The 24,595-nt window shown below is 73.8% G+C and carries 20 protein-coding genes and 1 riboswitch; of the genes, 9 read left to right on the forward strand and 11 right to left on the reverse strand.

Going from position 1 to position 24,595, the window contains the following annotated elements; translation table 11 throughout:
- The first annotated feature begins 140 nt into the window (after positions 1-140).
- A complete protein-coding gene (rho, locus tag ACQPW6_RS03955; protein ID WP_433888120.1) occupies positions 141-1,322 on the forward strand; it encodes a transcription termination factor Rho in 1,182 nt (393 codons plus the stop codon).
- Positions 1,323-1,334: 12 nt separating this feature from the next.
- Here the strand turns inward: rho and ACQPW6_RS03960 are convergent, their stop codons facing one another.
- Positions 1,335-1,961 (reverse strand): CGNR zinc finger domain-containing protein, encoded by a 627-nt coding sequence (locus ACQPW6_RS03960; RefSeq protein ID WP_433888121.1) that lies wholly within the window; start codon positions 1,959-1,961, stop codon positions 1,335-1,337.
- A gap of 138 nt (positions 1,962-2,099) precedes the next feature.
- On the opposite strand from ACQPW6_RS03960, the gene ACQPW6_RS03965 reads away from it, so the two are divergent.
- From ACQPW6_RS03965 to ACQPW6_RS03975, 3 genes are all read left to right on the forward strand, one after another.
- Positions 2,100-2,954: an alpha/beta fold hydrolase gene (locus tag ACQPW6_RS03965; protein WP_433888122.1), complete on the forward strand. Its 855-nt coding sequence runs from the start codon at positions 2,100-2,102 to the stop codon at positions 2,952-2,954.
- 37 nt (positions 2,955-2,991) lie between these two features.
- On the forward strand, positions 2,992-3,762 hold the full coding sequence (locus ACQPW6_RS03970; RefSeq protein WP_433888123.1) for an SDR family oxidoreductase: 771 nt from the start codon (positions 2,992-2,994) through the stop codon (positions 3,760-3,762).
- Positions 3,763-3,841: 79 nt separating this feature from the next.
- Positions 3,842-6,616, forward strand: coding sequence for an AAA family ATPase (locus ACQPW6_RS03975; protein ID WP_433888124.1), 2,775 nt, complete (start codon positions 3,842-3,844; stop codon positions 6,614-6,616).
- Positions 6,617-6,728: 112 nt separating this feature from the next.
- On the opposite strand, the gene ACQPW6_RS03980 is transcribed toward ACQPW6_RS03975, so the two are convergent.
- The 3 genes from ACQPW6_RS03980 to ACQPW6_RS03990 all read right to left on the reverse strand — a co-directional run bounded on the left by ACQPW6_RS03980 (position 6,729) and on the right by ACQPW6_RS03990 (position 9,951).
- Entirely contained in the window at positions 6,729-7,613 is an 885-nt protein-coding gene (locus tag ACQPW6_RS03980; RefSeq protein WP_433888125.1) for a M23 family metallopeptidase, read from the reverse strand.
- Positions 7,614-7,618: 5 nt separating this feature from the next.
- Positions 7,619-7,831: riboswitch (cyclic di-AMP (ydaO/yuaA leader) on the reverse strand.
- Between the two features lie 371 nt (positions 7,832-8,202).
- Positions 8,203-9,219: an N-acetyltransferase family protein gene (locus ACQPW6_RS03985; protein ID WP_433888126.1), complete on the reverse strand. Its 1,017-nt coding sequence runs from the start codon at positions 9,217-9,219 to the stop codon at positions 8,203-8,205.
- Between the two features lie 96 nt (positions 9,220-9,315).
- Entirely contained in the window at positions 9,316-9,951 is a 636-nt protein-coding gene (locus ACQPW6_RS03990) for a uridine kinase (protein WP_433894412.1), read from the reverse strand.
- Between the two features lie 264 nt (positions 9,952-10,215).
- Here ACQPW6_RS03990 and ACQPW6_RS03995 point away from each other — a divergent pair, with 264 nt between their 5' ends.
- Together ACQPW6_RS03995 and ACQPW6_RS04000 are read left to right on the forward strand one after the other, a co-directional pair.
- Positions 10,216-10,410, forward strand: coding sequence for a hypothetical protein (locus ACQPW6_RS03995; RefSeq protein WP_433888127.1), 195 nt, complete (start codon positions 10,216-10,218; stop codon positions 10,408-10,410).
- A 234-nt stretch (positions 10,411-10,644) separates the two neighbouring features.
- Positions 10,645-12,264, forward strand: coding sequence for a hypothetical protein (locus ACQPW6_RS04000; protein ID WP_433888128.1), 1,620 nt, complete (start codon positions 10,645-10,647; stop codon positions 12,262-12,264).
- A 355-nt stretch (positions 12,265-12,619) separates the two neighbouring features.
- Here ACQPW6_RS04000 and ACQPW6_RS04005 read toward each other — a convergent pair whose 3' ends face one another.
- Positions 12,620-14,107 carry a PLP-dependent aminotransferase family protein gene (locus tag ACQPW6_RS04005; protein ID WP_433888129.1) on the reverse strand — a complete coding sequence of 496 codons (1,488 nt, stop codon included), beginning with the start codon at positions 14,105-14,107 and terminating at the stop codon, positions 12,620-12,622.
- A gap of 292 nt (positions 14,108-14,399) precedes the next feature.
- On the opposite strand from ACQPW6_RS04005, the gene ACQPW6_RS04010 reads away from it, so the two are divergent.
- Together ACQPW6_RS04010 and ACQPW6_RS04015 are read left to right on the forward strand one after the other, a co-directional pair.
- Complete coding sequence (locus ACQPW6_RS04010; protein ID WP_433894413.1) at positions 14,400-15,014, forward strand: YczE/YyaS/YitT family protein; 615 nt, start codon at positions 14,400-14,402, stop codon at positions 15,012-15,014.
- A gap of 256 nt (positions 15,015-15,270) precedes the next feature.
- Positions 15,271-15,645 (forward strand): RNA polymerase-binding protein RbpA, encoded by a 375-nt coding sequence (locus tag ACQPW6_RS04015; protein WP_031517570.1) that lies wholly within the window; start codon positions 15,271-15,273, stop codon positions 15,643-15,645.
- 210 nt (positions 15,646-15,855) lie between these two features.
- Here ACQPW6_RS04015 and fxsA read toward each other — a convergent pair whose 3' ends face one another.
- Positions 15,856-16,461, reverse strand: coding sequence for an FxsA family membrane protein (gene fxsA / locus ACQPW6_RS04020; RefSeq protein WP_433888130.1), 606 nt, complete (start codon positions 16,459-16,461; stop codon positions 15,856-15,858).
- 93 nt (positions 16,462-16,554) lie between these two features.
- On the opposite strand from fxsA, the gene ACQPW6_RS04025 reads away from it, so the two are divergent.
- Positions 16,555-17,457, forward strand: a complete 903-nt coding sequence (locus ACQPW6_RS04025; protein WP_433888131.1) for a hypothetical protein — start codon at positions 16,555-16,557, stop codon at positions 17,455-17,457.
- 78 nt (positions 17,458-17,535) lie between these two features.
- On the opposite strand, the gene ACQPW6_RS04030 is transcribed toward ACQPW6_RS04025, so the two are convergent.
- The 5 genes from ACQPW6_RS04030 to ACQPW6_RS04050 all read right to left on the reverse strand — a co-directional run bounded on the left by ACQPW6_RS04030 (position 17,536) and on the right by ACQPW6_RS04050 (position 24,384).
- Positions 17,536-18,303 carry a polyprenol monophosphomannose synthase gene (locus tag ACQPW6_RS04030; RefSeq protein WP_433888132.1) on the reverse strand — a complete coding sequence of 256 codons (768 nt, stop codon included), beginning with the start codon at positions 18,301-18,303 and terminating at the stop codon, positions 17,536-17,538.
- Entirely contained in the window at positions 18,300-20,003 is a 1,704-nt protein-coding gene (gene lnt, locus ACQPW6_RS04035; protein ID WP_433888133.1) for an apolipoprotein N-acyltransferase, read from the reverse strand. Before lnt ends, ACQPW6_RS04030 begins: the two co-directional genes overlap by 4 nt.
- A 907-nt stretch (positions 20,004-20,910) precedes the next feature.
- Entirely contained in the window at positions 20,911-22,572 is a 1,662-nt protein-coding gene (locus ACQPW6_RS04040; protein WP_433888134.1) for an amidohydrolase, read from the reverse strand.
- Between the two features lie 79 nt (positions 22,573-22,651).
- Positions 22,652-23,092, reverse strand: coding sequence for an Lrp/AsnC family transcriptional regulator (locus ACQPW6_RS04045; protein ID WP_433888135.1), 441 nt, complete (start codon positions 23,090-23,092; stop codon positions 22,652-22,654).
- A 50-nt stretch (positions 23,093-23,142) separates the two neighbouring features.
- A complete protein-coding gene (locus ACQPW6_RS04050; protein WP_433888136.1) occupies positions 23,143-24,384 on the reverse strand; it encodes an FAD-binding protein in 1,242 nt (413 codons plus the stop codon).
- Positions 24,385-24,595: the final 211 nt, after the last annotated feature.

Consider the following 24,595-nt stretch of genomic DNA (forward strand, 5'->3'; position numbering starts at 1 on the left):
ACCGCCGAGCGTGATTCCTCCGCTCGCACCGCGACTCCCGATGCGCGCTGCCCGCACGGCAGCACCGCTGTACCCGCACCACCACCCGGCCCGGTACGCCGTGCCGCACTCTCTTCCGTCCTCGAAAGGACGACACATCCATGACTGACATTCTCGAACGACCGCACGTGCGCCAGGAGTTGCCGCAGCGCGTGACGGGCGTCCTCGACATCGGCGGCGGTTCCCCCGCCGCGAGCAGCGGCAGGGGCGGCGGCGCCCCGGGCCGGCTGCGCGGGCCCGGCTGGGCCGCCACCCCCGGCGACGTCCAGGTCCCGCAAGCGCTGATCAGAAAGCACGGCCTGCGCAAGGGCGACCTCGTGGAGGGCCTGGCCGGACGGCCCGGCGCTCTCGGCGAGGTGCTGCTCGTCAACGGGCTGCCGCCCGGCGGCCCCCGGCCGCACTTCGGGGACCTCACCCCGATCCACCCGCGGCAGCGCCTCCGCCTCGAAAGCCCCGCGCTGAAGGGCACCGGCGCCCTGTCCGGCCGCCTGATGGACCTGGTCGCACCGGTCGGCCTCGGCCAGCGCGGCCTGCTGGTGGCACCGCCGAAGGCCGGCAAGACCATGCTGCTGCAGAGCATCGCCGCGGCCATCGAGGCGAACCACCCGGACTGCCACCTGATGGTGGTGCTGCTCGACGAGCGCCCCGAGGAGGTCACCGACATGCGCAGGACCGTGCGCGGCGAGGTGGTCTCGTCCACCTTCGACCAGCCGGCCAAGCAGCACATCGCGGTGGCCGAGCTGGCCGTCGAGCGGGCCAAGCGGCTGGTGGAGCAGGGGCAGGACGTGGTGATCCTGCTGGACTCGCTGACCCGGCTGTGCCGGGCGCACAACACCGCGGCCCACTCCAGCGGCCGCACCCTGTCCGGCGGCGTGGACGCCGCCGCGCTGATCGGCCCGAAGCGGCTGTTCGGGGCGGCGCGGCTGGCCGAGGAGGGCGGCTCGCTGACGATCCTGGCGACGGCCCTGGTCGACACCGGGTCCCGGGCCGACGACTTCTACTACGAGGAGCTCAAGAGCACCGGGAACATGGAGCTGCACCTCGACCGATCGCTGGCCGAGCGGCGGATCTTCCCCGCGGTCGACGTGACCGCCTCCGGCACCCGACGCGAGGAGCTGCTGCTTCCCGCCGGCGAGCTGACCGTCGTCCGCGGCCTGCGCCGCGTCCTCCAGGGCCGGGACGCGCAGTCCGGCCTGGACGTGCTGCTGGAGCGGATGCGCCACACCCCCGACAACACGTCCCTGCTGCGCCAGATCCAGTCCACCCTCCCCGCCACCGCCTAGCCCCGCCTCCGGCTAGCCCCGGCTCTTCCTGACGCGGTCACGGTGTGCGGCCTGCTTCGCGCGGTTGCCGCAGATCGCCATGCTGCACCATCGGCGGACGCGTCCCCGGGTGTGGTCGACGAACATGAGCGTGCATGCCGGGCCTTCGCAGGCTTTGACGTCCGCCAGGTCCTCCTCGCTGACGACTCGCGCCAGCGCCTCACCGATGGGCAGCAGCAGGGATTCCGGTGAGCGCCAGCGGCGCGCCGTCCCGAGCGTGAGCCCCGGTGCCTTCTCCTGCTCCCCGAAGCCGAGTTGGAGGAATCGCTCGTCGCGTGCGAGCAGCCGGTTCAGGGGCGCCAGTTCCGCCAGGGCGGCCGGTTCCAGCGGCCTGCCCTGGTGCGCGCGGACGAATGCCCGGAACTCCTCGCGCAGGCTGCGCGCCTGAGCCGCGACCTGGTCCAGTTCGCCGGGCAGGGCCTGCTCCCGCAGTGCCGCAAGGGTGCTCGGCGGCACCAGTTCGGCCTGCGCCAGCCAGTTTGCCAGGCCGTCGCCGTCCGCGATCCAGTCGACCGGTGTGTCGACGGGTGTGGCGATCGAGTTGAGGAAGTCCAGGCCGAGCGAGTCGGCCAGGAACAGCGCCGGAGGGTGCTCCACCATGTCCCCGCCCCTTTCCCTGTGTGCTGCGAAGATCCGCCATCGACGGTAACCGCCCTGCGTCGCATTGACAAGTTACCCCGCCCTCGGGATAACCTGGCTACGTAGCTCGGGACAGTTACTCACAGGAGGGTGAACGCCATGCCCGACATCGCATACCGCACGGCAGACGTGGACGGTCTGGAGGTCTTCTACCGGGAGGCCGGAGCACCGGACGCGCCCACGCTGCTCCTGCTGCACGGTTTCCCGTCGTCGAGCCACATGTTCCGCGACCTGATCCCGCTGCTCGCGGACCGGTTCCACATCGTCGCCCCCGACCTGCCCGGATTCGGGAGGTCGGCGATGCCCGCCCGGGAGGACTTCGCGTACACCTTCGAGCACCTCACCGATGTGATCGACCGCCTGACGGAGGTCCTGGGCCTGGACCGCTTCGCGATGTACGTCTTCGACTACGGGGCTCCGGTCGGTTTCCGGATCGCCACCCGGCACCCCGAGCGGATCAGCGCGATCGTCACGCAGAACGGCAACGCGTACGAGGACGGGCTCAGCGACGCCTGGAGCCCGGTGCAGGCGTACTGGAAGGAGCCGTCGGCAGCCAACCGCGAGGCGATCAGGACCATGGTGCGGCCGGAGACGACGGTCTGGCAGTACGAGCACGGCGTCCCGGACGGCACGAGGGTCAGCCCGGACGGCTACGGCCTGGACAACCACTACCTCGCGCGGGACGGCGCGGAGGAGATCCAGCTCGACCTGATGCTCGACTACGCGACCAACGTCGCCCTGTACCCCGCGTTCCAGGACTACTTCCGGAGCAGCAGGCCGCGGCTGCTCGCGGTGTGGGGCCGCAACGACCCGTTCTTCCTGCCCGCCGGGGCCGAGGCCTTCAGGCGCGACCTCCCGGACGCCGACATCCGCTTCGTCGACACCGGCCACTTCGCCCTGGAGACCCATGCCGAGGAGATCGCGACGGCGATCCGGGACTTCCTCACCAGCTGACCGATTCCAGTAAGGATCTCCAGTGAGGAGAAGTGAGATGCCGAACTCCGTAGCAGTGGTCACCGGGGCCAGCCAGGGCATGGGTCGCTCCACGGCGATCCGGCTGGCACGGGACTTTTCCTCGGTCGTGCTCGTCGCACGCGACCGCACCCACCTGGAGGACACCGCCGGCAAGGTGCGCGAGGCCGGGGCGGAAGCCCTTGTCATCGACCTGGACCTGTCAGACCCGGCGGCGGCCGGCACGGTGGTCGAACGGACCCTGGGGGCGTTCGACCGCATCGACGCCCTGGTCAACATCGCCGGCGCGGTGCCGCAGATCGATCTGTTCGAGATGACGGACGAGCAGTGGGACGCCGGCCTGGCCCTCAAGCTGCACGGGGCCCGGCGGCTGACGATCGCGGCATGGCCGGCGCTGGCCGAGGCCAAGGGCTCGGTGGTGCTGATGTCGGGCAACTCCGCGATTTTTCCCAAGGCGCCCTACGCGGCCGTCGGCACGATCAACGCGGCGGTCGCCGCCCTCGCGAAGGCGTTCTCCGATCGCGGCATCACCGACGGCGTCCAGGTCAACAGCGTGCTGCCCGGCGCGGTCATGACCGGCCGCCGCCGCTCGTACCTGGAGCAGTGGGCACCCCGCCACGGCATGACCGTCGAGGAGGCGATCGACAAGTTCCCCCAGAACGCGGAGATCGAACGCTTCGGCCGTCCGGAGGAGCTCGCCGAACTGATGGCGTTCCTGGTCTCCCCGGCGGCGCGCTGGATGACGGGGTCGACGCTGCGCATGGACGGCGGCGAGGTGAAGTCCGTCTGAGGCATCGGCGCCCCCACTTCCCCCTCGGGGGAGAGTCCGCGGCGAACGGACGCCCGCGGGGATCGGTTAGCGTGCCCGTATGGGGATGACGCTTTACGGGCGGGACGCGGAGAGCGCCGTGGTCGGGGCGCTGGTCGAGGGGGCGCGGGGCGGGCGGAGCGGGGTGCTCGTCTTGCGGGGGGAAGCCGGGATCGGGAAGAGCGCACTGGTTGACGAGGTGGTCGCCGCGGCCGGGGGGATGACCGTGGTCCGGGGTACCGGAGTGGAGTTCGAGGCCGAACTCCCCTTCGCCGGGCTTCAGTTGCTGCTGCGTACCGCGATGGGCTCGCTGGGCGCGCTGCCCGCGCCCCAACAGCGGGCGCTGCGTGCCGCGTTCGGGCTCGCCGCCGAGGGCGGGGTGAGCGAGCCGATGTTCGTCGGGCTCGCCGTACTGTCGCTGCTGTCAGAACACGCGGGCGACGGACCCCTGTTGTGCGTCGTGGACGACGCGCAGTGGCTGGACCGGGCCTCCACCGACGCGTTGATCTTCGCCGCCCGGCGGCTGGACGCGGAAGGTATCGCGATGGTCTTCGCCGCCCGGGACGGCGAGGGCACGTTCGACACCCCGGGCCTCCCGGAGCTGCGGCTCGCGCCGCTGGCCGAACCGGACGCCGCCGCCCTGCTCGCGGCCCGCGGCGGCACGACCGCAGAACCGGTACGCGCCCAGGTGCTGGCCGAGGCCCGCGGCAATCCGCTGGCGCTGCTCGAACTCCCGCTGGCACCGGACTCCGCGCCGGGCCCGCCCGGGGCCCCCGGAGCGCTGCCGCTGACCAGCCGGCTGCAACTGGCCTTCCACGGCCGGGTCAGCCATCTGCCGCGCGGCACCCAGACGTTGCTGCTGGTGGCCGCCGCCGACCACACCGGCGAGCTCGCCACGATCCTGCGAGCCGCGGCCGGCCTCGGCGCCGGCGTGCACGACCTGCCACCCGCGCAGGACAGCGGCCTCGTCCTCCTCGACGGCGACACCCTGCGGTTCCGGCACCCGCTGGTGCGGGCCGCGATCCACCAGCGGGCGCCGCTGCCGGAGCGGCTGGCCGCGCACCGGGCGCTGGCCGAGGCGGCCGATCCGGTCCGCGACCCGGACCACCGCGCCTGGCACCTGGCCGCCGCCACGACCGGCCCGGACGAGTCGGTGGCCACCGCCCTGGAGCGCACCGCGGGCCGGGCCCGCGAGCGCAGCGGCTACACGGCGGCAGCAGCGGCGTACGAGCGCGCCGCGCACCTCAGCACCGATCCGGACGCCAGGACCCGCCGCCTCCTGCTGGCCGCGGAATCCGCCTCCGAGGCCGGCGAGATCGCCCGGGCCCGCGCCTTCGCCACCTCCACGACCCGCTCGACGCCGTCAGACTCGACGCCGTCTCAGCAGACGGCCGACGGCGCCGTACTGCGGGCCAGGGCCCTGCACGTCCAGGGCCTCGCGGACTTCTGGGAGGGCGCGTTCCCCGGCGCGCACCGGCTGCTCACCGCGGGGGCGGCGCTGGCCGCCGGCCCCGACCCGGAGCGGGCAGCGCGGATGCTGGTGCAGGCCGCGCACACCGCCTGGTACCTGGGGCCCGGCGAGGTCGCGGACACCATCGCCGATCTCGCCGCCCTCGATCTGCCCGCGGACGCGCCGATCCGCCCGGTCGCCGTCTTCCTCACCCGGGCGCTGGGCGCGGACGCCGCCGGGAGCGAGCCGCCCGCCGTCGACCTGGCCGCCGAGCAGGCCAGGGCCGCGCGCGCCGGCCGGCTCGACCCGCGAGACCTGGTGATGCTCTGCGGGGTCGCGCTGACGCTCGGCCAGGACACCGAGGCCCACGAGCTGACCACCGCGCTGACCTCGGAGAGCCGGGAGAGCGGCGGCATCGGCCGGCTGTCCACGATCATGTTCTTCCGCGCCGAGGCGGAGATCTTCGAGAGCCGGTACGACGACGCCGGCCACACCGCCGCCGAGGGGCTGCGGATCTCCCGCGACACCGGCCAGGGTCAGTGGGTCAGCCAGCTGAGCAGCGCGCTGGCGCACGTCGCGGCGCTGCGCGGTGACGAGGACGGCTGCCGCCGCCTGCTGGACGACGCCCTGGCCGGCGGTACCGGCGGCGCCATGGCGCCGGGCGCGCCGTGGGCGTACTGGTCGCACGGGCTGCTCGAACTCGGCCTGGGCCGCGCCCGGTTCGCCCTCGACCGGCTCTCGCTGCTGACCGAGGAGTCGGTACGGCACCACATCTGCGCCACCCGCAGCGTGCCGGACCTGGTGGAGGCCGCGGTCCGGATCGGCGCGCCCGAGCGGTCCGACGATGCCTTCGCCCGGTTCGAGCGGTGGGCGGCCCGCTCGGGTCAGGGCTGGGCGGCCGCGCTGGTGGCCCGCTGCCGGGCGCTGCGCGCGCCCGACGAGGCGGCGGAGGCGTACTACACCGAGGCGCTGCGCGGCCACGACCCGCACCGGCGGCCGATGGAGTCGGCCCGTACCGCGCTGCTCTACGGCGAGTGGCTGCGCCGCGCCCGGCGCCGCAGCGAGGCGCGCGACCACCTGCAGGCCGCGCTCGACACGTTCGAGCGGCTGGGCGTGCGGCCGTGGGCCGACCGCGCCAGGTCGGAGCTCGGCGCGGCCGGCGCCGCGGTGGCGGCGGCGGCCAAGGAGACCAGGTCGGTGGCCGACGAGGCGGGGCTGACCCCGCAGGAGGCGCAGATCGTGCGGCTGGCCGCGCAGGGCATGTCCAACAAGGACATCGCCGCGCAGCTCTTCCTCAGCCCGCGCACGGTCGGCCACCACCTCTACAAGGCGTATCCGAAGCTGGGCGTGGTCTCCCGCGGTGAGCTCGGCGCGCTCTTCGAGTGAGCCCCGATGCCATGCGCGGGCCCGGACATGGCGGTGCCCGCCCGGTGGTGAAGACCGGGCGGGCACGTACGCCCGCGGCGAGCGGGCGCGTCTGGATGCCCCAGACGGTGGATCAGACGGTGATGCCGTGGCTCGCCAGGTAGGCGACCGGGTCGATGTCCGAGCCGTAGTCGGGGGTGGTGCGCACCTCGAAGTGCAGGTGCGGCCCGGTGACGTTGCCGGTCGCGCCGGAGAGGGCGATCTGCTGGCCCTCGCTGACGCTCTGGCCGGCCGAGACCAGGGTCTGGCTGAGGTGGCCGTACAGGGTGTACTTGCCGTCGGCGTGCTTGATGATCACGTCGTTGCCGTACGCGCCGTCCCAGCCGGCCGAGACCACGGTGCCCGCGGCCACCGAGTGGACGCTGGTGCCGCTGCCGACCAGGAAGTCCACACCGGTGTGGCTGCCGCTGGACCAGAGGGAGCCGGACGCCTTGTAGCCGGTGCCGATGGCGGCGTCGCCGACCGGCTTGGTGTAGCCGGACGCGGAGGACTGCGCGGCGGAGGCGGTCGGCGCGGCCTTCTTCGCGGGCGCGGCCTGCTTCGCCGGGGCGGCCTTCTTGGCCGGGGCCGGGGCGGTGTGGGTCGCGGCCTTGGCCACGCCGTTCAGCGTGAGGTGCTGGCCGGGGACGATGAGGTCGGGGTCGGAGCCGATGACCGACTTGTTGTCGTTGTACAGCTGGTGCCAGCCGCCCTTGACGTGCTTCGCGCCGGCGATGCCGGACAGCGAGTCGCCGTGCTTGACGGTGTAGGCGGTGGGCTTGGCGGCGGTGTGCGCGGCAGCCGGGGCCGCCTTGGCAGCGGCGGCGGCCGGAGCGGCCTTGGCCGGCTCGGCGGCCGACGCGTGCGCGGCGCCGACCAGCGGCAGCGCGAGAGCGGCGCCACCGGTACCGGCGGCGACGCAGATCCGGGTGAGGCGGCTCATGCGGCGGGGCTTGCGGTGCTGTCCCTTTGCGGGCATGCGGGAGTTCCTCTCCTACGCCTGCGAGGTGAGCTGTCGGATTCGGGCTGGAGATGCCCGGCCGCGTTGACGCGCCTGGCTGAGGGCCGGTGGCCCTCGCGCGTGGCGCCGCGACTTCACCCCTAGCCGTCCGGTCTCCCGGCACGGCGGCTTACCTGGGTCCCCCGCTCCTGCCTCTGTCTGTCGGTCTGATCCTGGGAATCGGGCGGCGGCAGGATTCGGCGGTCCGCCCGACGGATGAAGCGGGCATCCGGCCCGCAGGAGAGCGAAGTTAGGCGACTCCCCGACGGACGGGCAACCAAACCGGGTGTGCCCGACGTCTCCGTAGCAGCGCCCGACCGCTCACGGTGACTGCGGGTGATGATCGTCCGCGTCTGCGTGCCCGGCGCCCTCACCCTGGGTGGACATATCGGCGCCGCCGGGTGACAAACCGGCCGTAACGGAAACAGCGGGTGCATCACGCGAGCCGGACCGTGTTCCCGATGTGAGGCCGCTCACGCCCGAGTCCTGACGTGAGCCACGACACCCCGAAATGCCCGTATTCGTACGGTATTTCGGCATCTAAAGGCCGAAGGGCGGTCACCGGCCCTCAGAACGTGCCGGGCGCGCCGCCCATCCGGCCGTCCAGCGTCCGGCTGAGCCGGTAGGCCACCGGCCGGAAGCCGACCGCCGGCCAGTGCCCCGCGGCCAGCGGCGAGGCCGAGTGCCAGCGGGCCGAGACGTAGCGGTGGCCGTTGTCGTACGCCCAGGCCAGCGCGGTGGCCAGCAGCACCCGGCTGATGCCCTCGCCGCGCGCGGAGGGCTCCACGTACGCCTCGGCCAGCTCGACGCAGGACTCGGGGATCACCGGGTCGGGCGCGGCGGGCACCACGAGCACCATGCCGATCTCCTCGCCGCGGCGGGCCGCGATCCAGGCGGCGCAGCGGGGGTCGGCGAGCGCGTCGGCGTAGTGCAGCCGCAGCGCGGCGAGCGGGCCCTCGGGCTGCGGCTGGAACATCGCGGACTCGCGCTGCCTGCGGGAGGACTCCGCCGCCATCCTGCCCACCTGCGGCAGGTCGCCGAGTCCTGCCCGGCGGATGCCGAGCCCCTCGACCCCGCGCGGCTGCCGGCCCCTGGCCTTGACCGCCATCAGTCCCTGCACCAGCTCCCGGCCGAAGCCGAGGTCGGACCAGGGCGCCACCGCGTTGTCGCCCGCGGGCACCTGGACGTAGTGCACCAGCCGCCGGTCGGCGACCAGCCGGGCCGCGACCCGGGCGTACAGGGCCCGCAGCACCTCGCTCTCCCGGCCGGCCGGCAGCGCGTGGCCGCCGTGCGGCACCAGGGCGGAGCGGGGGTGGCTGCGCAGCGCTGCCGGGTCGTCAGGGCCGAGGTCGACCGGGACCGCGGCCAGGTACCCGGTCAGGTTGCCGTCGCCGTCCAGCGCCCGGCACGCCTCGAGGCCCGGCGCGGCGATCAGCTTGCCGAGCAGTTCCTCGCCGCGCACCGGGCCGTCGGCCAGCCAGGAGCGCTGCGACGGCGGGCGGCGGGCCCGCGCGAACCAGCGGTCGTACCGCTGGGCTGCCACGGGTATGTGTTCGTCGGTCAGCGGCGCGAGGGCGACAGTCATGGTGGTCGTGGACGCTAGCGGGGCGCGCGGCCCCACGGCAAGGCGGCGCGGGGCGGCCGTACACCGTCCGCCGCGGCCGGTGCCGGCGGCGCGGGCTCAGCCGGTCCAGGCAGGGTGCCGCGGGTCGTCGGCACGTACCAGGACATCGGCGGCCTCTTCCGGCAGCGCCTCCCGGGCATAACGGTCATAGGCGGGCAGCGTCCAGCGCTCGGTGTCGTCGGTGCGGCGTTCCAGCGCGGCCGGGGACAGCCGCAGATGGACCGTCAGATCCAGCGGCAGTCCCTGCCCGAGCAGCAGCGGACCGTCGAGCAACAGCACGCCGCCGGGCGGCAGTTGGACGTAGCCGGCCCGGGTGGAGCGGTCGGTGACCGGGTCGCGCAGCGAGGGCAGCGCGCGGCCGGTGCCGCCGGGGCCGAGCGGGTCGAGCACCTCGCGGCGCAGCGACCCGGTGTCCAGCCACAACTGGTAGTACGCGTCGACGTCCCTATGGCCGTACTCGAGGCGCTGCGAGGCGGGCCGCAGGAAGCCGTCCGCGCTCACCCGCAGCACCGGGCGGCCGAGCGCGGGCAGCGCGGCGGCGACGGCGTCCGCGAGGTCGCCGGGCCGGGCGGCCGGGGCGCCGTCCACGGCGACCCGCCACCAGGGGCCGGGCGGCGTTCCGGACGCCACGCGCTCGGCCAGCGCTTCGGCCAGCCGGGGCCAGGAGATCGGGGTGAACCGCACGACGTTCATCCTGCCCGAGGGGCCGCCGGCGGGCGGGCCGAGGGGGGCCGTCACCCGTTCGGATGCCTTCGCTGCGCCATCGGCGGGACGTGTGGCTGGTGCGTACATCGACCGGTGCCTGCGGGCGAGAATCCCGCCGACACGGGATCGCCGGACCACCCGCATGGGGGAAATCGTCTACAAATCACCCGTTTGCCACTGAGCGCGATCTATTACTTTTTGTGAGCCTGGAAGAACTCACGGTGACCGTCCCCATCACCCAGGAGAAAGCCAATGATCCTGTCCATCTCAGGCGTCGTACTTCTCGGCGTCATTTGCTTCCTGTTCTTCCGCAAGGACGGGCTGAAGGTGTCACACGGCCTGGTCTGCGCTCTCTTCGGTTTCTACCTCGCGGGCACGGCCATCGCCCCGAGCATCCAGGCGGGCGGCGCCAGCCTGGCCAGCCTGCTCGGCGGGATCAAGATCTAGGCCGCCGTCCGGCGACAGCAGGCTCCACGGGCCCGGTAGCGGTCCCCCCGCTCCGGGCCCGTACTGCTTCTCCCGTCTCCCGCCGCTCCCCCCACACCCCTCACCCCCACGCCCCTCACTTCCTTCACCAGTCCCAGCGCGTCCCCACCGCGCACCCGTCGCAGCACGCCGCCGCGCCACCGCGGCCGGCCGGCGTCCGCGTCCCCCACATCCGATCCACCCATGGAGCACCCCGTGGCCAGGCGTCCCCTTCCCAGCATCCTGAGCAGCCGACCGGCGCTCGTCCGCGGCCGTGACATCGCGCGTACGGCGGCCGACAGCGCGACCGACGTGCTCCATCCGGTCATCACCATCGCCAAGGGCATGCGAAAGCAGGTGCTCTGGGCGGGCAGCTGGTGGGGGCGCACCCCCAAGGACCGGCGCGGACCCGCGCTGCTGCTGGCGGCGGCCGGCGTGGTGGTCGTGGTGATGATGCCGTACGGGCCGCTGCTGGCCATCGCGGCGGTGATGGCGTCCGCGGCCTGGATGGGCCGGGACCGCACGCCGCCGGCGCCGGACGGGCCGAGCGAGGCCGAATCGGTGCGGTTGCAGTCGCTGTACGAGGCGCTGGTGCCGTACCTGTCCGACGCCGGGGACCCGTCGCCGCTCTACGCGCACGACGGGGGCTGGGACAACGCGTTCAGCGAGCACGAGTTCGAGGACGGCCGGCTGGTGCGGCTGCACCTGCGCTACCCGGCGTACTTCACCGACGGCGAGGCGGAGTCGCGGGCCCGGGTGGAGCAGTTGCTGCACGCGAAGGCCGGGCGGGGCCGGGAGTACCGCTTCGACTGGAACGAGGAGGAGAACCACCTCACTCTCACCGCGCTGCCGCCGCTGCCGACCGACGTGGTCGCGCAGCGGTTCGTCACGTCGCCCGGCGAGACGCTGCTCGGCTTCACCGACGCCGGCGCCGTACAGCGCACGGTGCCGGTGGCCGGCGGCGAGGAGGGCGGCGAGACCAGGGACGCGCCGCCGGTCGTGTGGCGCACCGGGGCGCGCTCCACCGAGCCGCACCTGCTCGCGCTCGGCCAGCCGGGGACGGGCAAGACCAGCCTGCTGCGGTCGATCGCGCTCCAGGCCCTGGTGGACGGCGACATCGTGGTGATCGACGGCAGCGGCAGCGGGGAGTACGCGTCGCTGACCGGGCGGCCCGGGGTGCTCGCGGTGGAGGACGGGCTGCTCGGCGCGTCGGCCACGCTGGAGTGGGTGGCGCACGAGACGGAACGGCGGCTGATCGCGGTCAACCGCGCGCGGCAGGCGGGCCATCAGGTGGCCGAGGACGTGCGCCGTCCGCTGTGGATCCTGGTGGACCGGCCGACCGCGCTCACCCAGATCGCGCTGGCGGAGGGGCGGCCGGACCCGCAGTCCCTGCTCGATGTGCCGTTGCGGCACGGGCGGGCGGCGAGTGTGGCGGTCGCGATCGCCGATCAGCTGGACGCGACGGAGTCGCTGGCGCCGGTGGTCATCGCGCAGACCCGGGCGCGGGTGGTGCTCGGGCAGTTGGCGCCGGAGCATGTCGCCGCGGTGCTCGGGGCGCCGCAGCGGACCACGCCCGCGGCGGACGTGCCCCCCGGGCGGGGTTACGCGCGGCTCGGCACCGGCCCGGTGCTCCGCCTCCAGGTCCCGGCGACCCCGGACCCCTACGACGAGGAGGCCCCCGAATCCGCCCGCGAGGCCGTCCTCGCCCTCCTCCCCACGACAACGCCCCCGGCTGCGGACCCCACCCCCGAGCCGGCCCCGGAGCCCACCCCTGAGCCCGTCCCTCTCCGCAAGGACCCGGTGGTCCGCCCGGTCGCGGACCTCGAACTGGGTTAACCACCCGGGTCACCCTCCGGGCCCGGAATTACCCCGGCTTCAACAGGGGCGCGGGGCTGTTGTTGATTTGCGGCTCCGCCGCGTGGGCGCTCCCGGTTACCCCAGGGGCGCGGGGAACTGCGCCACCAGCCCCCACCGGCCGTTGGTCGGGAAACTACAGCAACTGCCCCTCTGGGGCCGGTGGTAAGGCGCGCCACCGTCGTGGCTTGTCGCGCAGTTCCCCGCGCCCCTGAAAAACCTCCGCTCGCGCCCACGCGGCGGAGCCGCAAATCAACAACAGCCCCGCGCCCCTGTTGATGCCGGGGCACATCGCGCCCACGCGGCGGCAGCCGCACAACGACACGGGAGCTCCGGGCTACGCGACGAAGAGGCCGGTCACGTCACCTTCCGCGCCCGCGCCGGAGGCGACGAGGTGGGCGGCCTGGGCGAGGCGGGCGGCGGCCTCCGTGGCCGCGGGGCCGCTGACCGTGAACGGGAGCCGGATGTACGACTCGAAAGCGCCGTCCACGCTGAAGCGCGGACCCGAAGGCACCCGCACGCCGAGGCGTTCTCCCGCCACCGCCAGGCGCGAGCCGGACACCTCACCCGTGCGGACCCACATCGTCATGCCGCCGCGCGGCACCGTGAACTCCCAGTCGGGCACGTGCTCCCGGAGCGCCGCCGCGAGATCGTCCCTGCACTCCTTCGCCCGCAGCCGCCGCGCGGCCAGCGCCTCGTCCCAGTGGCCGCCGCGCATCAGCCAGGCCACAACCAGCTGGTCGATCACCGGCGACCCGAGGTCGAGGTAGGCGCGGGCCGACACCAGCCTGCGGACGACGTCGGGCGTGGTCCGCACCCAGCCGATCCGCAGCCCCGCCCACACCGCCTTACTGGCGGAGCCGACCGTCATCACGGTGCCGCCGCGGTCGAAAGCGGCCATCGGCCGGGCCGTCAACCGATCGTCGTCCAGCGTGAGTTCCGCCATGGTCTCGTCGGCCACGACCACCGTGCCGGCTGCCCGCGCGGCCTCCACCAGCTCGCGCCGCTGGTCGTCGCCGACGAGCGTGCCGGTCGGGTTGTGGAAGTCCGGCATCACGTACGCCATCCGCGGCGCCGCGTCCCGCAGCACCCGGCGCCACGCGTCCATGTCCCAGCCGCCGAGCCCCTCGCGCAGCGCGACCGGCACCAGCCGCGAACCGGTCTCGCGGAAGAGCTCGAGCACGTTGGCGTAGCTCGGCGACTCCACCGCGACCCGCTCGCCGAGCCCGACCAGCCGCCGGGCCGCCGCCGCGATCGCCCCCATCGCGCCGGTGGTGACCATGATCTGCTCGGGCATCGTCGGCACCCCCCGCTCGGTGTAGCGGGCCGCGATGGCCTCGCGCAGCACCGGCAGCCCGGCCGGGAAGTCACCGTGCGTGGCGGCGTAGGCGGGCAGTTCGGCGAGCGCGCCCTGCATCGCCGCCGTCAGCCACGGTTCCGGCGCGGGCAGCGAGGCGCAGCCGAGGTCGATGACCGAGCCGCCGGCGTCCGGCGGCAGCGGTTCGAGCGTGCGGGAGGGCAGTACGTGGCCGTCGGGGATCGCCGTCCAGCTGCCGGCGCCGCGCCGGGACCTGGCGAAGCCCTCGGCCCGCAGCGCCTCGTACGCCGCGGCGACCGTGGTCCTGCTGACGCCGAGCGCCAGCGCCAGTTCGCGTTCCGCGGGCAGCCGGGCGGCGACCTGGAGGCGGCCTTCGAGCACCAGCAGCCGCACGCCGTCGGCCAGGCCGCGGTAGGCGGGCAGCTTGCGCCGCTCGCCGCCGGCCGGGCGGGGTTCGAGCAGCCGGGCCAGATGCGCCGCACTCACCGATGCGGTCCACTGCGCCATCGAAGTCAGTCCACCTCTCGCGAATTGGCCGTAGAAACCGTCCCCCTGCAAGCCACAGAGTGGCATGTGCGCTCGCCCGACCGCCAGGGGGTCCCCGTTGTCAACGTCACGCTCACCGTCATCACCGCCGTCACCGCCGTCACCTTCGTCCACGGGGCCTTCGCCCGCCGAACCGTCAGCCCCGGAGCCGGGTCCGAAGCGGTCGCCGCGCCCGCCGTCACTCCCGCCGTTCCTGTTCCGCCGCCTCGGCCGGCTCTACGTCGGCCTGGCGCTGTACGGCGCGAGCTCGGCGATGATGGTCCGCGGCGACATCGGCCTCGACCCGTGGGACGTCTTCCATCAGGGCCTGTCCCGGCTGATCGGGCTGAGCATCGGCAACGTCTCCATTGTCGTCGGTGCCGCCGTCCTCGTGCTGTGGTGGCCGCTGCGGCTACGGCCGGGCCTCGGCACGGTCTCCAACGTCTTCCTCGTCGGCCTGTCGCTGGACGCCACCTGCGCGCTGATCCCGCACCTGAGCGCGCTCCCCGGCCGGTGCGCGCTGACGGCCGGCGGGGTGCTGCTCAACGGGGTCGCCACCGGCCTCTACATCAGCGCCCGCTTCGGCCCGGGGCCGCGCGACGGGCTGATGACCGGCCTGCACGCCAGGACCGGCCGGTCTGTGCGGCTGGTGCGTACCGGGATCGAACTGTCGGTGCTCGCGGTGGGCTTCGCGCTCGGCGGCGGGGCGGGCGCGGGCACGGTGCTCTACGCGCTGGCGATCGGACCGCTGGCCCAGTTCTTTCTGCGGGTCTTCGCACTACCCGGCGGCGAGTTGGGTAGAACCAGTCCACGGCCTGACGGGCCGGTGGCCGGTTCTGTGCCGGTTCGCCGGGAAGCGCCGGAACGCGCTACGGCGGACCCGATTTAGCCGAAGCCGGTGCGGACCGGTAGTGTACGCGGTTGGCCCAGCAGCTTGACCGTTACTGCAAGCAAAAGTTAACAGAGCACCGGGTGACATCTCCGTCCAGATGTGACAAACCGGGCACCGGTGGGTACAAACAGGGGCGACACGACGGGCGACGCATATCCCTAAACGGGAATCTTCACCGCCGACCGGACGTTGACCGGATGACGACGACAGCGACACCTGTCCTGTGGGCGACCAAGCCCGGGAGGCACGATTCATGAGTGAGCGAGCTCTCCGCGGCACGCGACTCGGGGCCACCAGCTACGAGACCGACCGCGGTATCGATCTGGCCCCTCGCCAGACCGTTGAGTACGCATGCCGGAACGGACATCGATTCGAGATGCCGTTCTCGGTAGAGGCCGAGATTCCGCCGGAGTGGGAATGCCGCGCCTGCGGCCAGACCGCTCTTCTGGTGGACGGAGAAGGCCCGGAGGAGAAGACCACCAAGCCCGCGCGCACGCACTGGGACATGCTGATGGAGCGGCGCACGCTAGAGGAGCTGGAGGAGGTGCTGGCCGAACGGCTGGCCGTCCTGCGCTCCGGAGCGATGAACATCGCGGTGCATCCGCGGGACAACCGAAAGACCGCCTGACCACACAGGCCCTGACCCCGCGCCGCGGGACCCCCGGATTCGTCCGGGGGAAGGGCCCGACACTTCCCGCCCGGGGGCGGAGCGCCACACGGCGCCCCGCCCCCGGGCGTTGTCCTGCCCCGGCGGCGGGGCTCACGTTCGCGTGCGCGCGTTCAGGGACGCGCCAGCTTCAAGCGCGCGTCGCGTTCAAGCCCGCGCCCATGACCCCGATCAGTGCTGGTCGCGGTCGTGATCCACGACCTCGCCCTGGATCACCTTGCCGTCCGGGCGGTGAATCCTGATCTGCTCGTCCGCCGTGCGGGCCTGCTGGAACAGGTCGCCGATCGAGCCCGGCTCCCCCGCCGCCGACGACCGGCTCAGCGCCCGCTCGGCCGCGCGCTCCGCCAGCCGGCCGACCAGCTTCCGGGTCGGCGGGAACAGGAGCAGCAGCCCTGCCGCGTCCGACAGCAGGCCGGGAATCATCAGCAGCAGGCCGCCGAGCATGGCGAGCCCGGTGCCGCCGCCACGGGCCGGCGGCACCGCGGCCTCCTGCCCGGCACCCGGCTGCTGCTGCGCCTGCTGCATGGAGGCGGTCAGATTGCGCCACGCGCTGCGCCCGGCCCGCTTCACCGCCGCCGCGCCCAGCACCAGGCCGCCGATGATGAGCAGCAGCACCACCAGTCCGCTGGTCGCCCCGGCCACCAGGATGAACAGCCAGATCTCCAGCACCGCCCAGGCCGCGACCACCAGCGGCAGCACGGTACGGGCGCGGGAGCGCCGCGGCCGCGGCCGGGGGGCCTGCCGGGGGCGGACGGGGGGCGGTGAACTCGTCGTCATACGTTCAAGTGTGCCAAAGACCAGGTAAAGGCCGGATCGGTACGGGTGCCCCGCGGTGGACGCCGGCCGGGTCGCGACGACACGATGTCACGCGTGACCGACAGCCCCGCCTCCCCGCCCCCCGACGGCAGCGACGAGGGCCACAGCGGCCCTGTCGGCCCCGACCGTGCCGCGACCGACCCGGGAGGTCGGCGGCACCCCACCGGGCCCGCAGGCGGCCCGGCAGGCACTCCCCCGGCGGCGGCCGTCCGCGAGCTGCCCGCCGCCGAGCGGCTCGCCAGGATCGAGGCGCTGCTCGCCCCGGCCAGGGGCGAGCTGGCGGCGGCCGAGCGGCGGTTCGTACCGGCCTGGCAGCGGGCGACCCGCGGGGAGCCGCGCTGGGCGTCCACCGGCGCCGTGCTGGCCGCCGTGATCGTCCAGCTGACGCTGCCGGCCCGGCTGACCGTGCGTCCGCAGTGGCTGCTGCCCGCGCTGGCGCTGGCGCTGCTGGTGGCGCTGATCGCGGCCAACCCGCACCGGATCGAGCACCGTTCGCGCGGCTACCGGGTGGGCGCCCTGCTGCTCACCGCGCTGCTGTCGGCGGCCAACGCCTGGTCGGCGTTCGACCTGGTCCGCGGTCTGATCCGGGGTACGGAGACCGCGGGCGCCGGGATCCTGCTGAGCACCGGCGGGGCCATCTGGCTGACCAACGTGATCGTCTTCTCGCTCTGGTACTGGGAGGGGGACCGCGGCGGCCCGATCGCCCGCGCCCAGGGCGACCGGCAGACCGCCGACTTCCTGTTCGTGCAGATGCAGTCGCCGGAGCTGGCGCCGCCGCACTGGGAGCCGGCGTTCTTCGACTACCTCTACCTGTCCTTCACCAACGCCACCGCGTTCAGCCCCACCGACGTGATGCCGCTGGTGCGGTGGGCGAAGGGGCTGATGATGGCGCAGTCGGTGGTGTCGCTGCTCACCGTGGTCCTGGTGGTGGCGCGGGCCGTGAACATCCTCAAGTAATCCGGTGGGCCCCGGATCGTGTGACGTCCACGGCCCGGGGCGTGCGGGCCACGCGCTCAGGAGCCGGGGCGGCGGCGGTCAGGACGCGGGGCGGCGGCGGACCTTCTGCACCCGGGAGCTGACGCCCCATCCGGTGACCCGGAACAGCGCCTCGACCAGGATGCTGCGGCTCATCTTGCTGTCGCCGCGCTCGCGCTCGACGAAGGTGATCGGCACCTCGATGACGTGGAAGCCGGCCTTGATCGCCCGCCAGGCCAGATCGACCTGGAAGCAGTAGCCGGCCGAGGCCACCTCGTCCATGCCCAGGCCCTCGAGGGTCTCCTTGCGGAAGGCCCGGTAGCCGCCGGTGACATCGCGCATCGGCACGTTCAGCATCAGCCGGGAGTAGGTGCTGCCGCCGCGGGAGATGAACTCCCGGGACTTGGGCCAGTTGACCACCCGGCCGCCGGGGATCCAGCGCGAGCCCATCACCAGGTCGGCGCCCTTGAGCGCGGTGAGCAGCCTGGGCAGCTCCTCGGGCTGGTGCGAGCCGTCGGCGTCCATCTCGACCAGGACGCCGTAGCCGGCGTCGATGCCCCAGCGGAAGCCGGCCAGGTAGGCGGCGCCCAGCCCTTCCTTGCCCTTGCGGTGCAGGACGTGCACCTGCTCGTCCGCGCCGGCCAGTTCGTCGGCGAGCTTGCCGGTGCCGTCCGGACTGTTGTCGTCGGCCACCAGGATGTGCGCCTCAGGCACCGACGCCCGTACCCGCTTCACGATCGGCTTGATGTTCTCCGCCTCGTTGAAGGTCGGGATGATGACCAGGACCCTGCCGAGCGGCCCGTAGCTCCGCTGCTCGCCGTCGTTCACTGCTGACTCTGCCCTTTCGCCATACGGGTGCGGTCGCGCCTGCCCAGTGCGAGGGCGACCGCGCAGGACAGGAGGCCCGCCATGGCGAGCACCCACTCCGGAGCGGCGCCGACGCGGTCGGCGACCGTGATCTGGTCACGCAGTGGAATGTCCGCACTCAGCACCTGCTGGGTGAATTCCTTGCTGCGCTGCTCGATCTTGCCATCCGGAGCGACGATCGCACTGATCCCGCTGGTCGCGGCGGTGACCACGGCACGGCCGTGTTCGATGGCGCGCAGCTTGGACATGGCGAGTTGCTGCTCCGGCTGGCCGGTACGGCCGTAGGTGGCGTTGTTGGTCTGTACGACGATGGCGCGGGCTCCCGCGTTCACTGTGTCGCGAACAATTCCGTCGTAGGCCACCTCGAAGCAGATCACGTCGCCCAGTCTCGCCGGGCCGATCTGCAGCACGCCGTTGCCTTTGCCCTGGTAGAAGTCCCGCGGGATCTCGTCGAGGCGGTGGATCACCTTCGTGAGTTCCTTGCGGTAGGGCACGTACTCGCCGAACGGGACGGGGTGCTGCTTGGTGTAGTGCGCGCCGGGGCCGGTCGTCGGGGACCAGACGATGCCCTCGTTCTGGACGTGGTCCTTGTCCGGGCCGTCGACCAGGGCGCCGACCAGGATCGGCACGCCGACGGCCCGCACCGCCTCGGTGATCTTGTCGTACGCGGCGGGGGTGGTGAACGGGTCCACGTCGGAGGAGTTCTCCGGCCACAGCACCAGGTCGGGCTTGGGCGCCCGGCCCGCCTTGATGTCGGCGGCGAGCTTGAGGGTGGCGTTGACGTGGTTGTCCAGGATCATCATCTCGCGGCCGAGGAAGTGCAGGCCGGGCTGCTGGACGTTGCCCTGGACGACGGCGATCTTTACGTGGTCCTTGGCGCCGGTGGGCACCGGCACGAGGAGGCCGGCGCAGAGGATGGCCGCCGACAGCACGAGGGCGCCTGCGGCGGGCAGCAGGGCGGCGGCGGTGCGGGGGGCGGCCCTGAGCGCCTTGAGGGCGCCGAGGAGGCCGCCGGGGCCGTCCGGCTTGAGGGCGGACGTGACGGCGGCGGCCAGCAGGGTGCCGCTGAGCGCCACGGCGAAGGTGACCAGAGGGGCGCCGCCGAGCGCGGCCAGCGGGGTGTACGGGGAGCCGGTGTTGGCGAAGGCGAGCCGGCCCCAGGGGAAGCCGCCGAACGGCAGCCGGTCCCGGACGAGTTCCTCGGTGACCCACAGGCAGGCCGCCCAGAGCGGCCAGCCGGGCAGCCGGCGGCTGACCACCAGCAGCCCGCACATGACGGCGAGGTAGGCCGCCTCGATGGCGGAGAGGCCGATCACGGCGTCCCAGCCGACCACGTCCAGCCAGGACAGCAGCCAGATGAAGAACGGCAGTCCGAAGGCGAAGCCGAGCCAGGCGCCCTGCCGGACGGTGCGGCCGCGCATGAGCAGCGACAGCGTGGCGACCGCGAGGATCGACAGCGGCCAGACCCCGTACGGCGGAAACGCCAGATTCAGCCCGGCCCCGGCGACGACGGCCACCCCGGTACTCGGCGCGGCCCGCCGCGCACAGGCCACCAACCGCTTACGCCGCGGCAGCCGCTTCTGCGCCTCGGGCAGCGGGGAGGAGTCCGCCTCAGGGGCCGGTGGTGACGCTACGGAGACGGTGTCGGGTCGCGGGCGCAAGGTCGCGGCCTTCCTGCAGGTGAAGAGGTAGTGAAGGCGACGGTACCTCGTGATGCCCCATGGATGACCCCCGGGGAGGCAATCAGGCCGTCAGCCCCGCCTGGTCAAGCGACAGGAACGCACCCCGGGCGTCGTACCCCGAAGGGGCGGGGGGAACTGCGCGCCGGGACGAATGGCGCGGGAACGGAACGGGCCCGGGCCCCTGGCCTGATCGGCGGCAGTCGTGCCCCGAAGGGGCGCGGGGAACTGCGCGCCGGGGCGAAGGGTGCGGGAACGGAACAGGCCCGGACCCCGACCTGAGCGGCGGCAGTCGTGCCCCGAAGGGGCGCGGGGAACTGCGCGACAAGCCACGACGACGCCGCACCCGAAGAACCCACCACGCCGCCCGGGGCGAAAGGTGCGGGGACGGAACGGGCCCGGGCCACGCCACAGCCGACCCGGGGCCCTCCCCCAAACTCCGTCCGGGGGGACCCCCAGGCTGCGGGTCAGTACCAAGGGCGGGGGAACGGAACGGGCCCGGACGGACCTTCGGGCCGACCTGGGGCCCGCTGGCTGCGGGTCAGTACCAAGGCCGTTGTCTACTGGGCGTCCGGGCCCTTCCCGGGTCACACCTGTCGGGCGGGCTGCAGCCACGCGTTCCGCGTCGTCGGCGCTGGACCTGGCTGCCAGTGGCGGCGTGCACGTGCGGCGCGACGCCCCATGGCCCAGCGCGGCGGACGCAACCGCGGAGGGCCCCCGGTCCGACGTCCTGTGGTGGACTTGGCCGAACCTACTCGCCTCCGACCCGCGTATGTCAACACCCCTTTGACCTGCGGGGTTTCGCCAAATCAGCAGGTCAGTGCGGGGCACCGCGACACGCCGCGACAGGCCGAGGGCACACCGTTCGGCCGCATGCGGCAATCGCGCCTCACCCGTTCGGCGGCGCGAAGACCGTCCGGCCGCCGACGACCGTGCGCAGCGCGACCGGGAGATCACGGCCCGGAGTGAGATCGGGCAGGCCAGGGGTGCCGGAGCGGGGGTCGGTCGACCAGTTGGCGACCCGCTCGTCGGGGGCCTGGACGACGAGGTCGGCGACGTTCCAGACGGCGTAGTCGGCGGGGGCGCCGGGCACGAGCACGCCCGCGTCGTCACGGCCGATCGCCCGCCAACCGCCACGGGTGTGCGCGTTGAAAGCGGCACGGGCGGAGATCCGGTGCTCGGGGGTGTGGTGGAAGGCGGCGGCCCGCACCGCGCCCCACGGGTCCAGCGGGGTGACCGGGCTGTCGGAGCCCAGTACCAGCGGTACGCCCGCCCGGGTCATCGCCGCGAACGGGTTGAGGCCGCGGGCCCGGTCGGCGCCGAGCCGCTGCGCGTACATGCCGCCGTCGCCGCCCCAGGCCGCGTCGAAAGCGGGCTGCACGGAGGCGACCAGGCCGAATTCCGCGAACGCGGCGATCGTCTCGGCGGTCATCATCTCGGCGTGTTCCACCCGGTGCCGCAGCGCCCTCACCCGTTCGAGGCCGACCGCCCGCACCGCGGCCCGCACTCCGTCAACAACGGAGCCGATCGCCGCGTCCCCGATCGCGTGAAATCCGGCCTGGACGCCCGCCTCGGTGCACAGCGTGAGGTGCCGGGCAATGGTTTCGGCGTCCACATGGGTGACGCCGGTGCCGTCGGCGTCGGCATAGGGCGCGTGCAGCCAGGCGGTGTGCGAGCCGAGCGAGCCGTCGACGAAGAGGTCGCCGCCGGCGCCGACCGCGCCGAGGTCGCGGATCCGGTCCAGGTCGGCCGGGCTCTGCGCGGGCTGCGCCCAGTAGCCGAAGACCTGCGGCCCGGGCTCGGCGGTGGCGAGCGCCAGCAGCCCGGTGAGGTCGTCCTCGGAGGAGATGTCGGGGCCCGCGCACTCGTGCAGCGCGCCGATGCCGCGGGAGGCGGCGTGCCGCAGGGCCGCCCGCTGGGCGTCGGCGCGCTGCGCCGGGGTGACGGCGGCGTAGGCGGCCCGCCGCACCACATGGTGCGCGTCGCCGGTCAGCGGCGCCTCGGGGTGGTAGCCGGGCTCGGCCGCCACGCCCGGCACCAGGTCGAGCAGCGCGCTGCTGACCACCGCCGAGTGCACGTCGGTACGTGACAGGTACAGCGGACGCCCGCCGGTGGCCGCGTCCAGCTCCGCCCGGAGCGGCGCGCGCCGCTCGGGCCAGCGGGTCTCGTCCCAGCCGTGGCCGAGCAGCACCTGGCCGGCGGGCCGCCCGGCGGCGTGTCCGGCGATCCGGTCGAGCGCCGCGGCCAGCGAGTCCGTACCGGTCAGATCCAGGCCGGTGAGCGCCAGCCCGGTCGCGGTGGCGTGCACATGGGCGTCGGTGAACGCCGGGGTGACCAGTGCCCCGTCCAGCTGGACGACGTGTCCGACGCCGTCGGCGAAGGAGTCCGCCGCGCCTTCCGAGCCGACCCAGGCGACGGTCCCGCCCGCCACCACCATCGCGGTGGCGAACGGATCGGCGGGGCTGTAGACGGCGCCGCCGCGCAGCAGAGTGGTGCCCAGCGGTGCCTGATCGGTGGAGGCGGGGGGACGGGCCCCTGAGGTGTGGTGCATGGGCACCAGTCTCTCTCCCGCCGCGGCCCGCCCGGCCGCCGGGTCGGCCCCCGGCAGCGGTCCAGAAACACGGCACCGCTCAGACGTGCGGCGGCCTGGCCTCGTACGGCGTGGAGAGCACCACCGTGGTGCGGGTGGAGACGCCGGCCAGGCTGCGGATCCTGGCCAGCAGGTGTTCGAGCTCGCTGGGGGTGGCGACCCGCACCTTGAGGATGTAGTTCTCGTCGCCCGCCACGCTGTGGCACGCCTCGATCTCCCGCACCTCGGCGAGCCGGTCGGCGATGTCGTCCGGCGAGCTGGGATCGAACGGCTTGACGGAGATGAACGCGGTGAGCGAGAGCCCCACCGCCTCCGCGTCCACGATGGCCGCGTAGCCGCGGATCACCCCGCGCTGCTCGAGTCGGCGGACCCGCTGGTGGACGGCGGACGTGGACAGGCCGGTGGCCCTGCCCAGGTCGGTGTAGCTCATCCGCCCGTCGGCGACGAGCAGCTCCACGATCTGCCGGTCAAGCTCCTCCACAGCCGATGACCTTACCGGCAGCTCACCGGGTTCCGCCGGGTGTGCGCCGGTCACGCGTACAGTTCCCGCCGCAGGAACGCGTTGCGGAACTTGCCCGACGGGTCGGTGTCCGCGGCCAGCTTCAGGAAGTCGTCCATCCGGGGGTACAGCGCGCGGACCCGGTCGGGCGCGGTGCTGAAGAGCTTGCCCCAGTGCGGGCGCGCCTCGTACGGCGCGAGCTGGGACTCGATCAGCCGGAGCACCGGCGCCACCGCCGCCGGGTCCTTGATCCAGGTGAAGTGCAGTGCGACGGTGTCACGGCCGTATGCCGGGCTGAGCCAGAGCCGGTCGGCGGCCACGGTCCGGACCTCGCAGATCTGCAGTACCGGGGCGATGGTGTCGCGTACCTCGTCGAGCGCGTGCAGCGCGGCGACCGCGTTGGTCCGCGGCAGCAGGTACTCGCTCTGCAGCTCCTCGCCGCTGCTCGGCGTGAAACCGGGCTTGAAGTGCGGCAGCCGCTCGTGCCAGGGGCCGGGCAGGCCGCCCTGCTCGGTGCAGTGCAACGGGTCGACGCCCGGCACCGGGTGCAGCTTGCGGTCGGCGGGCGCGGCCCACGGGAGGTCGACGGCCGCGGCCTCGGCGCGCTGCTTCAGCCAGACCTGGTTGAACCGCGGGCCGCGCCAGTCGGTGAACAGGCTGACGCTGTAGGCCGCGCCGGTGATCTCGTCGAAGTGCGCGGCGGCCGCGCCGAGTTCGAGGCCGGTGAAGACGTCCTGCCGGACCTCGAAGTCCGGGACGAGGTCCAGGGTGAGGTGGGTGACGACGCCGAGCGCGCCGAGCGAGACCACGGCCCCGTCGAACCGGTCCGCGTCCGTCTCCCGGTTCAGTGTGAGGAGGTCGCCGTCGGCGGTGACCAGGTCGAGGGCGCGGACGGACGTGCCGAGGCCGCCGTTGCCGTTGCCCGAGCCGTGGGTGCCGGTGGCCACCGAGCCGCCGACCGAGATGTGCGGCAGCGAGGCGAGGTTGGGCAGCGCCAGGCCGTGGTCGTGCAGCCGCGCGGCGAGTTCGGCGTACCGCACGCCGGCCGCGACCCGCACGGTGCCCGCCGCGGTGTCGATGTCGATGTCCGGCGGCAGCGCGTCCACCTCGACGAGCACGCCGTCGGTGTCGGCGATGTCGCTGAACGAGTGCCCGCTGCCGACGGCCTTGACCCGGCGCGCGGCCCCGACCGCCGTGCGCAGCTCCTCGACGGTGGCCGGGCGGTGCACCCGTTCCGCCCCGAAGGTGAGGTTCCCGGCCCAGTTGGTTCGCAAGTCCGCACGCTCCCGCCAGTCGGCGCGACCCGCCTGGCCTCGCCCGTTGCACTTTATCCGGGACCCCGGCAAGGCGCCGGGCCGGGGCACGAGGGGGTGCGCGGACGCACGGCGGGGGCGCATGAGCCCGTTGGGACGGGGAGTGTGACGAAGGCCACATCGCGGCGGGCGCTACGGGTTGGGTGGCGGGATTACACGCGTAGCGCGGCGG

The organism is Streptomyces sp. CA-111067 (assembly GCF_050956065.1).
Lineage (GTDB): Bacteria > Actinomycetota > Actinomycetes > Streptomycetales > Streptomycetaceae > Actinacidiphila.